The sequence below is a fragment of the Magnetococcales bacterium genome, from assembly GCA_015231925.1.
Classification (GTDB): domain Bacteria; phylum Pseudomonadota; class Magnetococcia; order Magnetococcales; family JADGAQ01; genus JADGAQ01.
Map to the genome: position 1 here is coordinate 1 of JADGAQ010000130.1, position 12,005 is coordinate 12,005.

Here is a 12,005-nt window from a genome sequence, read left to right on the forward strand (position 1 = left end):
TCCTTTGACATTTATCTTTAATCTTATATATCGTGTCTATTATGTAACTATTCAGATATGCGGGGGTTCGGGGGGATTATCTCCCCGAATGGGTCCGGGGCAGCGTCCTGGGACTTTTCCTTTTGCTGTTGACTTCGTCATATCGCGCTGCGCGGGATCCTGCATAGTTACTATATTTTAAGCATATCCGAGTAAAATATTCCGTCAGGCAACTTTGGTCGTATCCCTCCGTCCCATGCCTTCCGCGAGCAACGATACCACCAGTGTATTGAGACTGACTCCCTCCATTTTTGCTTTAGCGGAAAGATTGGCGTGCAGTGTTTTAGGGATTCTGGCAACGAAGCGACCGGAGTAGGCGCCTCCCGAGCCAGGAGGGGGAACCGGAAAACCGGTGTCTTCCAAGGCCAGAATGGCACACTTCAACGCATCCATGCCGTTGGCGATGGCCTCGGCAATGGTTGCGCCATCCGAGAAGCATTCGTTGAAATCGGGGAAGGTGATCAGATACCCGGTGCCTTCCTCCGGGGTCATGGGTCTGATTTCGAACGGGTAATCGTCGAGGACGGGCATGGATCATCTCCCCTTCACCAACTGGACAAATTTTTTGATGTAAACCGGGTTGATGGGGCGATGGGCGGGAACCACAAGGATCTGCCCGTCTTTGCGAACAAACGTGCAATGGCTGGTCCCCATCTGCCGCCAAACGATGCCATGACGTTGTGCCACTGTCTGTAACTGGTCCAGTTTCCAGTCCAGGGGATGCTGTGTCATGGCTTCAAGGAGTTTGGTGGCCGTGTTCATGGGTTGATGGTATCGTATTTGATATTACACATCAAGCAGGATGGCGCACGTCGGGTTTCGGAGTTGCGCCAGGGGTGGTTGAACCGATCAAGCCGGGAAACCCGGTTGACTTGTCGGAAACTTCGCGACATTGTGGGATCGAAAGGCAAAAGCAGGCTGCGAACCCGGAGGATGACCGCCATGGATCGTGAGGAGATCCTTCATCTGCTGACTCAACACAAAGGGCAATTGCATCGGGAATTCGGTGTCGTTCGTCTGGCCCTTTTCGGTTCCCGAGCCCGAAATGCTGCCCATGAGCGGAGTGATGTGGATATCCTGGTTACTTTCGATGGCCCGGCCACGTCGGCTCGCTATTTTGGGGTGCAGTTTTTCCTGGAAGACCATATAGGCTGCCCCGTCGATCTGGTAACGGAGAAAGCCTTGCGCCCGGAGTTGCGTCCGTTCGTCGAACTTGAAGCCATTTCCATCTGAACTGCCACTCTTCAATCTTGACTTCTTTCCTGCTGCCTTGCAGGCTTGAGGGTGGTGTCTGTCGCACTCCTCCCACCCGGACACGACCCGCATGCTTCTCGGAGAACTCTCCGCCACCGATGTGCGCCGCCGCTTGCGGGACCAGGGTCTGCGCTGGGCTATCGGTCCCTTCGTTGTGCAGTTGACCAGCGATGTGCCCGCGTTGGAGCAGCCCTTGCGCCTGCTCTACGCCCACCATTCCCTGGCCGAGGAGGGGTGGGAGCGGTTGAGCGACTGCACCATCCATCTGGCCGGCAGTCGCGGCTGGCGACGCTGGTTGCGGCCCCAGGTCCACTTCCGCGTCAGCGGACCCTCTCCCTTCGCTCCCTTTCCACGGGATCACGCCCTGCCGCACTTCGAATGGGGGCTCAACTTCATGCTGGCCTCCCGCTCCCAACAGTATCTCTTGTTGCACGCGGCGGTGCTGGCGCGGGGGGATCGGGCGCTGATCCTGCCGGGGCTGCCCGGCTCGGGCAAGAGCACCCTGGCCGCCGCCCTGGCCTGGCGGGGTTTTCGCCTCTTTTCCGACGAATTCGGCATCCTGCGCCCCGACACCCTCGACCTGTTGGCCGCGCCGCGCCCGGTGGCCCTGAAAAACGACTCCATCGACATTCTGCGCCGCTTCGAACCTCGGGCCGTGCTGGGCCCCTCCTTCGCCAAAACCCGCAAAGGCACCGTGGCCCACATGGCCCCTCCCGTCGACAGCGTGCGACAGGCCCACCTGCCCGCAAGGGCGACCTGGATCGTGGTGCCCCGTTTCCAGGCGGGGGCCGCGACCCAACTGGAGGAGCTGCCCCCCGATCAGGGCTTCCTGCGCCTGGCCGGTAACGCCTTCAACTACGAACTGCAGGGCGAACGGGGTTTCCGCACCGTCATGGGATTGGTGCGCCACTGCCCCTTTTTCGAACTGACCTTCGGCAACCCGGAAGCGGCGGTGGCCCGTCTTCTTGAACTGAGCGGAGAAACGCCGTGACCTCCGGTCGCCTGCTGGCCTGGTTGCTGATGCACCCCGATCAGGCCGAAACCCTGACTCCGGATCAGTGGCGTCCGCTTCTGGAAGCCGCCTACCGGGGACGTCTGCAGGGAGTGCTGGCCGCGCACCTGCGCCGGGCGGGGGTGATCGGGCGTCTGCCCGAGCGGCTGCGGGATCTTCTGGAAGGGGCGGCCGTTCAGGGTGTGGCCCACGAGCGCGGTTTGCGCTGGGAGGTCAACCGTCTGCGACGGGCGCTGCTGGGCACGGGGGTGGCGCCGGTGCTGTTGAAAGGGGGAGCCTTCACCCTGGCCGGCCTGCCCTGGGCCGAAGGCCGCCTTTCGGTGGATCTCGACATCCTGGTGGCGGAGTCGCACCTGGAGCGGGTCGAGGCGGCATTGCTGCGCCACGGCTGGGAGACCACCCACACGGATCCTTACGATCAGCGCTACTACCGGCAGTGGATGCACGAACTGCCTCCGCTGAGCAACCGGCAACGCGGCAGCGAACTCGACGTACACCACAACCTCCTGCCCCGTAGCGGACGGGTGACGCCGGATGCCTCCCTCCTTCTGGATGAGGTGGTTCCTCTGACGGGAGAAGGCGAGGGCTTTGGTCGCCTGCAAGATACGGATATGATGTTGCATGGGGTCGTGCATCTCTTTCAGGACGGGGACGGAGACGACAAACTGCGGGAGCTGATCGATCTGGCCGGCATGGTGCGCCATTTCGGCGGGAATCCCCACTTCTGGACGGAGCTGCTGCGACGCAGCGGCCAATTGGGTCTGGGGCGTCCCCTTCATTATGCCCTGAACGCCCTGGGCCTGCTGGAGGTGGACGTACCGCTCCCGGTGCGGCAAGCGGTGTCCGCCTGGGCCCCGCCCGCACCGATCGACCGGTTGATGCGGCGCTTGTGGGCGGCGGTTCTCTTTCCCGATGCCCCACGGGAGCGACCCTGGTGGCGGGAAGTGGCGCTGCTGATTCTTTACGGACGCTCCCACTGGCTGCGCATGCCGCCGGGGTTGCTGACGCTTCATCTGGCGCGCAAAGCCTGGCGCCGCTTGCGAAAGAAAAACCATGTGCGGACTGGCGGGACTCTTCGATACTTCGGCTGAGGCGCGTCCTCCCGATCGTCGGGTGCTGGAGGCGATGACGGGTTCGTTACGCCATCGGGGGCCCGATCAGGAGGGATTCCACACCGAGGCAGGTGTTGGTCTGGGACACCGCCGTCTGGCCATCATCGACCTGGGGGGCGGGGTGCAGCCCCTTTACAACGAGGATGGCGCGGTGGTGGTGGTCTTCAACGGGGAGATCTACAACTTCCAGGAGCTGATGACCACCCTGACCGCTCTGGGCCACCACTTTCGCACCCGCTCCGACACCGAAGTGATCGTGCATGCCTGGGAAAGCTGGGGGGAAAGCTGCGTCGAACGCTTTCGGGGCATGTTCGCCCTGGCGTTGTGGGATCGGCGGCAACAAAAGTTCTTTCTGGCCCGGGATCCCCTGGGCATCAAACCCCTGCACTATGCCCTGCTGCCGAACGGCTGGCTGATCTTCGCCTCCGAGCTCAAGGGGTTGACCCTTCACAAGGCTTTCTCGGGCCTTCTCGATCCTCGCGCCCTGTCGGCCTATCTGACCCTGGGTTACGTCCCCGATCCGTTGACCATCTACGCCGCCGCTCACAAACTGCCGCCAGCCCATCGTCTCGTCGTCACCCCCGGAGGGGGGGTGCCGTCGCCGTCCTGCTACTGGGAGGCCCCCGTGCCGGGAGATATGACGCCGCCCGCCGGTTTCGCCGAGGCGCTGGAGGCGCTGCGGCAGCGACTGCAGGAGGTGGTGCGCAGCCATCAGGTGTCGGATGTGCCGCTGGGCTGTTTTCTGTCGGGAGGTGTCGATTCCAGCGCCGTGACCGCTTTGATGGCCCGGGACCGCGCCGAGCCGGTCCAGGCCTGTACCATGGCCTTCGCCGACGCCCGCTTCGACGAACGGGATCACGCCGCCCGGGTGGCACGCCATTGCGGCGTCATTCACCATGTGGAGGAGGTGACCCCGGCGCATCTGCCCCAGGCGGAGTTGCTGACCGGTCTCTTCGACGAGCCTTTCGCCGATGCCTCCGCGTTGCCGACCTGGCGGGTCTGCGCCCTGGCGCGCAAACACGTCAAGGTGGTGCTTTCCGGGGACGGGGGCGACGAAACCCTGGGCGGTTACGACCGCTACCGCCAGTTTCTGCGGGAAGACGGGCTGCGACGGCATCTGCCGGGAAGCCGTCCCCTGTTCCGGCTGCTGGGCGCCTGGTACCCCCGCCTGGACGGCGCCCCGCGCCCCTTGCGCCTGCAGGCGGCGCTGCAATCCCTGGGAGAGGATTTTCCGGGCGGTTACCTGCGCGGCATGTCGCTGTTGCCGCCAACCCTGCTTCAGACCCTGCAGACACCTGCCCTGGCCCGGTCCCTGCAGGGTTTTGCCGTGCGGGATCTGCTCTCTCCGCACGACCGCCCCGGAGAGGAGCCCCTGCACCGCCTGCAGCACCTCGATCTCAAGACCTTTCTGGCGGGGAGGGTGCTGGTCAAGGTGGATCGCGCCAGCATGGCCCACGGTTTGGAAGTGCGGGTTCCCTTTCTGGATCACGCCTTCGTCTCCTGGGGCCTGGCGCTGCCCGCACGCTGGAAAATCCACGGGGGTTCCGGCAAATGGTTGCTGAAAAAACTCCTGGAGGAGCTGGTTCCGCCGGAGGTGGTGCATCGCCCCAAGAAGGGTTTCAATATCCCGCTGCGGGATTGGCTGAGGGGCCCTTTGCAGGAGAGGGTGCGGCGCGCATGGCAGAGCGAGGCGGTGCGGCAGACGGGGTGGGTGGAGCCCGGAGCGGTCTTGCGACTGCTGGATCGGCATGTGGCCGCAAAAGGCGACTACTCGGCCTCCTTGTGGGCGCTGTGGATGCTGGCCCTCTTTCTGGAGCGGCAGGTCAGCGAAGGATGACCGGAGGCTTCCAGGATACTTTGTCTTTTGCCGACAATACGTCTATCTTGAAGGGATGAAAGCGACCCCAACGGGCAGGTCGACAGGAAACCGGCGGATGAAGGAGGCTCCTTCGTTCGAGCCAGGGATGCATCCGGGTTCCAGGCAAGGGAGATGCCAAGGGCCTTCAACTCCTTTTACCGGTGATTGAGTACCGATTTGATGCTCTTTTTTACCCCTGAGCGTTTCACGCACTCCCTGCCCCGGTTCGGGATCGGCTTGGTGATCCTGGCGCTTTTGCCATGGCTCTTTTCGGGAGCGGTGTCGGCGGAAACCGCGCGTGATCATGCGGACGCCCCGTCCAGGAACGATCAGAACGACCGTTCCCGCTGGACCTGGTACGGTGACCAATACCGGCGCCAGTCCCCCCAGGAGAGTTATCGCCGTCCGGAAAACGGCAATCGGCGCGACCATCGTTTCCGTGACTACTACGACGATCGCAACTCCCGCCCCTGGGGGGAGGTGCCTGCCGATTTCGACAACCGTTCCTCCGACTATCGCGATTCCTACTCCCCCTATCGGGAAAATCCGCCCCCTTCCCGCTATTCCGACTATCCGCGCCGGGAGAACGGGCAGCCTCCACGCTATTCCGATTATCCCGCCCGCGAGGGGTGGCCCTCCGAACCCCGATACGAGGATCCCTCCTATCGGCCACCCTACGGCAGTTACCCTTCCCATCCGGACGATTACGGTCGAACCCCCTATTACGGAACATCCCAGCCGGGCTACCCCTCCGCTCGGGAGCCGCGCTACGACGTACCCTATCCCTATCGGGATTCCAGGGGCTGGGATCCGGGATACGGGTATCCGAGCCAGTCCCCGTGGCAGATGCCCAACATGGAACGACAAGGCTACGACGACTGGTGGCATCCCGGCGACCGTGCATCACCCCCATGATCTCGTTCGGAAACGGTCGGGTCAAACGGTGGGCCTTGGCCCTCGGGGGCATGATCTTCTGCCACTCCCTGACTGCAACGGGGGAAGGGGTGATTCCGCTTGAGTTCGCTGCCAAGGTGGTTCGCACCCACAGCAAGGAGCCGGAAAAGAATTCGGTTGGCCATATGTATGTGGGCAGCCAGGCCATTCGCACCGAAGGAACCCGCGGCCGTCAACCGGTGATGCTGATCTATCACAAGGCCAAAAATGAGGCCTGGATGGTTCTTCCGGACGAAAAGACCTATATGCGGTTTCCGGAGACCCAGGTCGCCCGTCCGCCCCTGCCGGATGATCCACAGAGTCCCTGCCAGACGGTGAAGGAGCTGCGGTGTCGGGTTCAGGGCACGACCTCCCTGCGGGGGCGCGCCACCACCATCTGGGAAATTTCCCTGCAAAAGAACAATCAGTGGCTGCTCTACGGGCGGCTGTGGACCGATTCACGACTGGGAGTGGCCATTCGGGAAGAGTACAGCGACGGCATGACCCTGGAGCTGGTCGACATCCAGGAGGGTGTTCAGGCGCCGTCGCTATTCGAAATACCGGTCGGATTCAAGGAGACCGTCATTCCTTCTCCCCCCGAAAAAGCGGCCTCTGGCGGAAATTCGCCCTGAAGGTTGCGATTATTGGATCTTTCCGCCTGCAAGATGGTCTATGCTGCCATGAAGTGCCTGACGGACTCTCCGTTCGGCGACCACTGCCAAACATTTTACATTGTTTTTTTCCTGCCGATCATGATATCACCAGCCAATGGTGAGGTTTTTCCCCGGTGTTCGTGACGAGACGGAGAGGCGTTCCGGGATCGGGGTTGGAAGGGGAGTCGGAGCATGGCGCTCCATGACCATCCTGGTTCTGTTACGGTGGCGCTTTTGTATGGCGTTGGTGCGAAGCAGGGGGAAGAAAGTGTCGTATAGCCGTCCTGGGTCTGGTTTGGTCCTCGTTCCCATGATGGTTGCCCTGGTTGCCGGTGGGGCGCTGGCCGGACCGGCCATGCCTCTCGGCATGCCCGGTTCAAGCATGGCCGGCATGGGTGGATTTTCGGAAATGCCCCAGCAGATGCTGAGCAACGAGGCCTCTTCGAAGGAAGAGGTTCTGGGGAAGCGTTTCGGGCGTTTCATGGAATCCTTCATGGAGGAGGTGGACAATCGGGGGAACGCCGCGCCCCGCTCGGCGAGGCCTGCGAGGCCCCCCGGAGGTGGTTACGAGGGCTATTACGAGGCGCCGCCGGACCGTTACGATCCGCGCTATCAGGGGGAGCGCAGGCGACCGGAACGCCCCCTGGACGACGCATACCAGTCCGACCGGGGAGTCTCGGAGCGTTCGCGGCAGCGCTATCCCAAGGAGGAGTTGCGCTACGATCCCTGGGGAGGACACCAGGGATTATCCCCCCTGATGGGATACGATCCCTGGGGAGCGGTTGCACCGGAGCTGGGTTTGGGTAATCATTGGCCGGGCGGCTACGGTTACGGCTCTCCCTACGGCGGGAGCTGGGGCTATCCGGGCGGGGGCTATACGGGGGTCGATCCGGTTCCGGGCTGGCGTCCCTGGGGTAACAACGGCTGGGGGCCCGGTTCCTGGGGTTGGGGGTATTGAGTGGTAACGATCGCGGGAGGAGCGTTGGCTTCCCCGCTTTTGGATAGGCCCGTCTTATTCATGAATTTCGTCGCGAAACCGGCCATGGCGCGTCAGGACAAGGCGCGCGACGCCTCGACGACCGGAACCGTAGCCGTTCCACGGAGAGGATCGTCGAGCGGGCGTAGCGCCGTCATGGCGCGGATCCGGTCCGGTTGCAGCGGAAATTCATGAATAAGACGGGATAAGTGGATTCGGGCGCGAGCTCGTGACAGGAGACTTTTCCAGGACGGAACGGTCATCCCGGCGGGCAGGCGCAGGACCGGTTCGCCCTGCATGGCACTGCAGAGCGGTTTTCCGAATTCCCACGCGCGACCTTGGGTCATGGAGCGTGACAAACCGGCATTCCTTTACCGTTGGCATAGTGATGCCGACTCTGCAACCAAGGAGATTCCTTCATGAAGAAAACTGCAACCGTCCTGGCGTTTGCCGCTCTGTTGGGCGCGGCTTCCCTGCTCTCCTCCGGCTCGGCGGACGCCTGGGGCTGGGGTCCCGGTAACTGGGGTGGACCCGGATACAACAACTGGGGCAACAACTGGGGCAACAACGGCTATGGCAACGGCAATGGCCGCGCCTCCGGCAACTTCGGCTTCAATATGGGTGGTGATGTGGCCGGCGCCGGCAACAACGGCTGGAACAATCTTTGGAACAACGGCTGGAACAACGGCTACTATCCCGGTGGTTGGGGCGGTCCCGGTGGTTGGGGCGGTCCCGGTTGGGGCGGTCCCGGTTGGGGCTGGTAGGTTTTAGAAGGGTTTCGCCGCTGGTCTGATTGCCGTGGGGGTTCGCACCACATGTTTTCGTGTGCTGCGGGTTCGGAAGCGTCGGGTCGGAGCGACACCTTTGCGTAGGGTCGGGGAGGCGAAATGCCTCTCCGGCCCTTGCCTTTGGCCAGTCTGGACACAAGGAGCAGTACTGCGATGAAAAAGACGTTTGGTATGTTGGCGCTGGCCGCCCTGTTGGGTGGTGCGGCGATGATGGTTTCCCAGGAAGCCTCCGCCTGGGGTTGGGGTCCCGGTAACTGGGGTGGACCCGGATACAACAACTGGGGCAACAACTGGGGCAACAACGGCTACGGCACCGGTAACGGTCGTGCCAACGGTAATTTCGGTTTCAACATGGGTGGCGATTTCGATGGCAGCGCCGCCAATGACTGGAATGGCTACAACGGCTGGCGCAACAACGGCTGGGGCGGTTATCCCGGTGGTTGGGGCTATCCCGGTTACGGCTACGGTCCCTACGGCGGACCCGGCTGGGGCGGACCCGGTTGGGGCGGACCCGGTTGGGGCGGTCCTTACGGCGGCCCGGCTGGCCCTTGGGGAGCCCCCGGCGCAGCCGGTCAGGCCCCGGTCCAGGGTGCTGAAGAGGCTCCCGCCGCTGCGGCAGCCCCTGCAGGTCAGCAGTGATTTTTTCTCCCGGACGAACCGTCTCTTCGGAAAGTCCGCGGTGATCAGTTGGTTGGAAAGGGGGACCGGTCGGTCCCCCTTTTCTTTCTCGGAAATGCTCTGGTTTGTCGGGCAGGGCATCGCGGAACCGGCGCCCCATTTTTGTACAAACAAAAGGGAAAACCGGAGTTTGAGCAAAATCATCTTGATTTTGCAAGGATTTTTGGCAGCTTTATCCCGTATTGGGCCAAGCTAGGGAACAGCGACACTTGCAAGAAGTGACCGATATGCCGTACAAATCTACAATTCCATCATGTCGAATGACGGATGCAGCCAATGACGACCAAAGGAAAGGCCCGATGATCACCCTGGTGGGAAATCTCAAGGGCGGGTGCGGCAAAAGCACCATCGCCTTTAACCTCGCCGTTTGGTTAGCCCATGGAGGGCACAAGGTAGTGGCCTTCGATCTTGATCCGCAGGCCACGTTGAGCGATGCCTCCGAAGTGCGTCGTGAAGAAGAGGTCTCTCCCACGTTGCGGGTTTTCCGCCCGGACAGCAACCCCATGCAAATTCTGAAGGATTTTCAGGAAGGGGAGGTGCTGATCGATGTCGGGGCGTCCAACCTGTGGGCCATGCGGCAGGCGATTGGCATGGCGGATCGCATCGTGATACCGGTTCCCCCCAGCCAGGCGGATGTCTGGTCCACGCAACGTTTTCTCGATATCACTCGGGAGACCGTTGCCGCCAAGCAGAAGGCCAAGCCCGAACTGATTCTTTTCGTCAATCGGGCCGATACCCATCCGGGTTTGAAGGAGACGAGCGAAACCTACGAGGTTTTGAAAACCATCGGGGGCGTTCGGGTTCTTCCGTGCAAGATCGGGCAGCGCACTGCCTACCGTCGTTCCTTCAGCGAGGGACGTGCGGTATTCGAGTTGGCGCCCGGCAGTAAAGCCGCCGACGAGTTCCTCATGCTCGCCACCGAACTTTTCCCGGCCCCAGGGATGGCCATGGCCGGCTAAACATAGGAGAGCACACTTCATGTCCGATACCCCAGACACCTCCAGCAGCAAAGATCCCGAGGCCGGGAATCCGGAATCTTCCGGGCCACCGGTCCGGCGTCGTCGGGGTCAGTCAGCCATCATTCCTCTGGGTAACTACAATGAGTGTGGCGACTGCTCCGCCATGGTGCTGGAGCAATTCGCCAAGAGCTTCGACAAGAGTGCCAAACGCTGGGAGTTGATCGTTTATCCCTCCCTGTTCGCTTTCATCATCCTGGCCATGTACGGCTTTTTCCTCATCTACAGCCTGACCCAGGACATTCGCACCATGGCCACCTCCATCGATCCCAAGATGGGGGCCAACATGGGATCGCTCTCTGCCAATATTCGCACCCTTTCGGACAATGTGGAGCTGATGTCCACCCATCTGGAATACATCAGCGACAATATGGAAACCATGTCGGTGGATATGCAAACCATGGCGGAGAGCGTGGAACATATGACCGATAGCGTACATGCAATGAACAAAGATGTATCTGACATGAACAAGAACGTCATGTTGATGGCTAAAATCATGGAGGATATGGGTACAAAGCTTAATTCTCTTGGACCCATCACAACCAACATGACCGCCATGAATCAGGCCATGCAGACGCTTACCGCCTATGTCTCCCGCATGGGCTACGATATGAACTCCGCCACACGCCCCATGAGCTTCATCAATCGCTTCATGCCCTGGTAACCGGTAATCCGTTCCCGAGTACCGACCGGAGATAACTCTTTCCGGTCGGTACTCGACGTCTCACAATCGCACCCTCTTTTTACCATCCCGCTCTATAAGAAAAGGCGTAGGAACCAGAGACCAATCCGGTTGTGCGCAGTTCGTGAAGAATTTGTTCCTTGTCGTTTCTTCGTACAAGCTTTCCCTCCATTTCGTGAAAAATATAGGGATAGTGGGCCACGCTCTCAAACAGAGCGGCGGAACGTGTCAGACGATACAGGCGATCATTTGAATCCGATCCTTGCCCGCCCAGCTTGTAAGGATGTAAAGAAAGCAAAAGCGTTGGCCGATGTTCCTGCAGAAACGGCGCGATAGTAGGAACCACGTCATACTCGGCTCCTTCGATGTCGATCTTGATCAATGAGACATTGGGCATGTCAATTTGGGAAAGAAATCGCTTGGCATCGTATAATGGCATTTCACCAATCGGTTTGATGCTGTTATCGCGGCTTTCAAAATTGTAAGAAAGCAAACTGGAACCACTATTGCCCGGATGATCATTGAATATCGGCGCCCAGCCGTCGTGACAAGCAAAACCCGCTTCGATCAACGTCATCTTCAACCCGAGCTTCGGGTTAAGGGAGAGATTACGACGCAAGATATTCAGAGCTACCGGGTCGGGTTCGAACAAGAAGACTTTCGAGGCCAAATGGGCGCAGAAAAGTGCTGTACCACCAATCCAGGCACCGACATCGATTACTGTGCTACCTGGAATGATAAACCTTTCAAAGAGGCTGAATAGATTTGGTTCCCACACCCCTTCTTCAACCATGTCCCACCATTTGGTATAGTGCTCGGAAGCCACGAAAAATCTGCGTCCTCTCACCACAACGGCTCGAGGTGGTGCATGAGTATCCATAGAATGTTCCTTTTCAGGTATCTGTTCAGGTATACGGGGGTTTGGGGGGGATTATCCCCCCCAAACCCCCTTATTCCATTTCTGTTTCATTCGTTCATTAATACGGGGGTCCGGGGGCGATTAT

General features: G+C 60.7%; 15 protein-coding genes. 12 read left to right on the top strand and 3 right to left on the bottom strand.

Annotated features, from left to right (window positions below; translation table 11 throughout):
- Window positions 1-204 precede the first annotated feature (204 nt).
- Both HQL56_13525 and HQL56_13530 read right to left on the bottom strand, forming a co-directional pair.
- Complete coding sequence (locus HQL56_13525) at window positions 205-570, bottom strand: toxin-antitoxin system HicB family antitoxin (protein MBF0310540.1); 366 nt, start codon at window positions 568-570, stop codon at window positions 205-207.
- Between the two features lie 3 nt (window positions 571-573).
- The gene (locus HQL56_13530) at window positions 574-801 is read right to left on the bottom strand and encodes a hypothetical protein (protein MBF0310541.1); all 228 of its coding nucleotides are present in this window, start codon (window positions 799-801) and stop codon (window positions 574-576) included.
- Between the two features lie 180 nt (window positions 802-981).
- Here HQL56_13530 and HQL56_13535 point away from each other — a divergent pair, with 180 nt between their 5' ends.
- From HQL56_13535 to HQL56_13590, 12 genes are all read left to right on the top strand, one after another.
- The gene (locus HQL56_13535; GenBank protein ID MBF0310542.1) at window positions 982-1,272 is read left to right on the top strand and encodes a nucleotidyltransferase family protein; all 291 of its coding nucleotides are present in this window, start codon (window positions 982-984) and stop codon (window positions 1,270-1,272) included.
- Window positions 1,273-1,363: 91 nt separating this feature from the next.
- A complete protein-coding gene (locus tag HQL56_13540) occupies window positions 1,364-2,284 on the top strand; it encodes an HprK-related kinase A (GenBank protein ID MBF0310543.1) in 921 nt (306 codons plus the stop codon).
- Window positions 2,281-3,396 (top strand): nucleotidyltransferase family protein, encoded by a 1,116-nt coding sequence (locus HQL56_13545; GenBank protein ID MBF0310544.1) that lies wholly within the window; start codon window positions 2,281-2,283, stop codon window positions 3,394-3,396. Before HQL56_13540 ends, HQL56_13545 begins: the two co-directional genes overlap by 4 nt.
- Window positions 3,359-5,254, top strand: a complete 1,896-nt coding sequence (locus HQL56_13550) for an amidotransferase 1, exosortase A system-associated (protein MBF0310545.1) — start codon at window positions 3,359-3,361, stop codon at window positions 5,252-5,254. Before HQL56_13545 ends, HQL56_13550 begins: the two co-directional genes overlap by 38 nt.
- Window positions 5,255-5,455: 201 nt before the next feature.
- Window positions 5,456-6,190, top strand: coding sequence for a hypothetical protein (locus tag HQL56_13555; protein ID MBF0310546.1), 735 nt, complete (start codon window positions 5,456-5,458; stop codon window positions 6,188-6,190).
- Window positions 6,187-6,840, top strand: a complete 654-nt coding sequence (locus HQL56_13560) for a hypothetical protein (protein ID MBF0310547.1) — start codon at window positions 6,187-6,189, stop codon at window positions 6,838-6,840. The genes HQL56_13555 and HQL56_13560 overlap by 4 nt, the downstream gene beginning before the upstream one ends.
- Before the next feature lie 331 nt (window positions 6,841-7,171).
- Window positions 7,172-7,819, top strand: coding sequence for a hypothetical protein (locus HQL56_13565; GenBank protein ID MBF0310548.1), 648 nt, complete (start codon window positions 7,172-7,174; stop codon window positions 7,817-7,819).
- Between the two features lie 60 nt (window positions 7,820-7,879).
- The gene (locus tag HQL56_13570; protein ID MBF0310549.1) at window positions 7,880-8,032 is read left to right on the top strand and encodes a hypothetical protein; all 153 of its coding nucleotides are present in this window, start codon (window positions 7,880-7,882) and stop codon (window positions 8,030-8,032) included.
- 224 nt (window positions 8,033-8,256) lie between these two features.
- Window positions 8,257-8,601, top strand: a complete 345-nt coding sequence (locus HQL56_13575; GenBank protein MBF0310550.1) for a hypothetical protein — start codon at window positions 8,257-8,259, stop codon at window positions 8,599-8,601.
- A gap of 177 nt (window positions 8,602-8,778) precedes the next feature.
- Window positions 8,779-9,264 carry a hypothetical protein gene (locus HQL56_13580; GenBank protein ID MBF0310551.1) on the top strand — a complete coding sequence of 162 codons (486 nt, stop codon included), beginning with the start codon at window positions 8,779-8,781 and terminating at the stop codon, window positions 9,262-9,264.
- Window positions 9,265-9,602: 338 nt separating this feature from the next.
- On the top strand, window positions 9,603-10,262 hold the full coding sequence (locus HQL56_13585; protein MBF0310552.1) for a ParA family protein: 660 nt from the start codon (window positions 9,603-9,605) through the stop codon (window positions 10,260-10,262).
- 19 nt (window positions 10,263-10,281) lie between these two features.
- Complete coding sequence (locus tag HQL56_13590) at window positions 10,282-10,983, top strand: hypothetical protein (protein MBF0310553.1); 702 nt, start codon at window positions 10,282-10,284, stop codon at window positions 10,981-10,983.
- Window positions 10,984-11,062: 79 nt separating this feature from the next.
- On the opposite strand, the gene HQL56_13595 is transcribed toward HQL56_13590, so the two are convergent.
- On the bottom strand, window positions 11,063-11,827 hold the full coding sequence (locus HQL56_13595) for an FkbM family methyltransferase (GenBank protein ID MBF0310554.1): 765 nt from the start codon (window positions 11,825-11,827) through the stop codon (window positions 11,063-11,065).
- Between the last annotated feature and the right edge of the window lie 178 nt (window positions 11,828-12,005).

Bases quoted from the DNA above. Each gene is read 5' to 3' on its own strand.
- HQL56_13555 (MBF0310546.1), top strand. From the start codon at position 5,456: ATGCTCTTTTTTACCCCTGAGCGTTTCACGCACTCCCTGCCCCGGTTC.
- HQL56_13525 (MBF0310540.1), bottom strand. From the start codon at position 570: ATGCCCGTCCTCGACGATTACCCGTTCGAAATCAGACCCATGACCCCG.
- HQL56_13535 (MBF0310542.1), top strand. From the start codon at position 982: ATGGATCGTGAGGAGATCCTTCATCTGCTGACTCAACACAAAGGGCAA.
- HQL56_13530 (MBF0310541.1), bottom strand. From the start codon at position 801: ATGAACACGGCCACCAAACTCCTTGAAGCCATGACACAGCATCCCCTG.
- HQL56_13560 (MBF0310547.1), top strand. From the start codon at position 6,187: ATGATCTCGTTCGGAAACGGTCGGGTCAAACGGTGGGCCTTGGCCCTC.
- HQL56_13590 (MBF0310553.1), top strand. From the start codon at position 10,282: ATGTCCGATACCCCAGACACCTCCAGCAGCAAAGATCCCGAGGCCGGG.
- HQL56_13550 (MBF0310545.1), top strand. From the start codon at position 3,359: ATGTGCGGACTGGCGGGACTCTTCGATACTTCGGCTGAGGCGCGTCCT.
- HQL56_13565 (MBF0310548.1), top strand. From the start codon at position 7,172: ATGATGGTTGCCCTGGTTGCCGGTGGGGCGCTGGCCGGACCGGCCATG.
- HQL56_13580 (MBF0310551.1), top strand. From the start codon at position 8,779: ATGAAAAAGACGTTTGGTATGTTGGCGCTGGCCGCCCTGTTGGGTGGT.
- HQL56_13570 (MBF0310549.1), top strand. From the start codon at position 7,880: ATGAATTTCGTCGCGAAACCGGCCATGGCGCGTCAGGACAAGGCGCGC.
- HQL56_13585 (MBF0310552.1), top strand. From the start codon at position 9,603: ATGATCACCCTGGTGGGAAATCTCAAGGGCGGGTGCGGCAAAAGCACC.
- HQL56_13575 (MBF0310550.1), top strand. From the start codon at position 8,257: ATGAAGAAAACTGCAACCGTCCTGGCGTTTGCCGCTCTGTTGGGCGCG.
- HQL56_13540 (MBF0310543.1), top strand. From the start codon at position 1,364: ATGCTTCTCGGAGAACTCTCCGCCACCGATGTGCGCCGCCGCTTGCGG.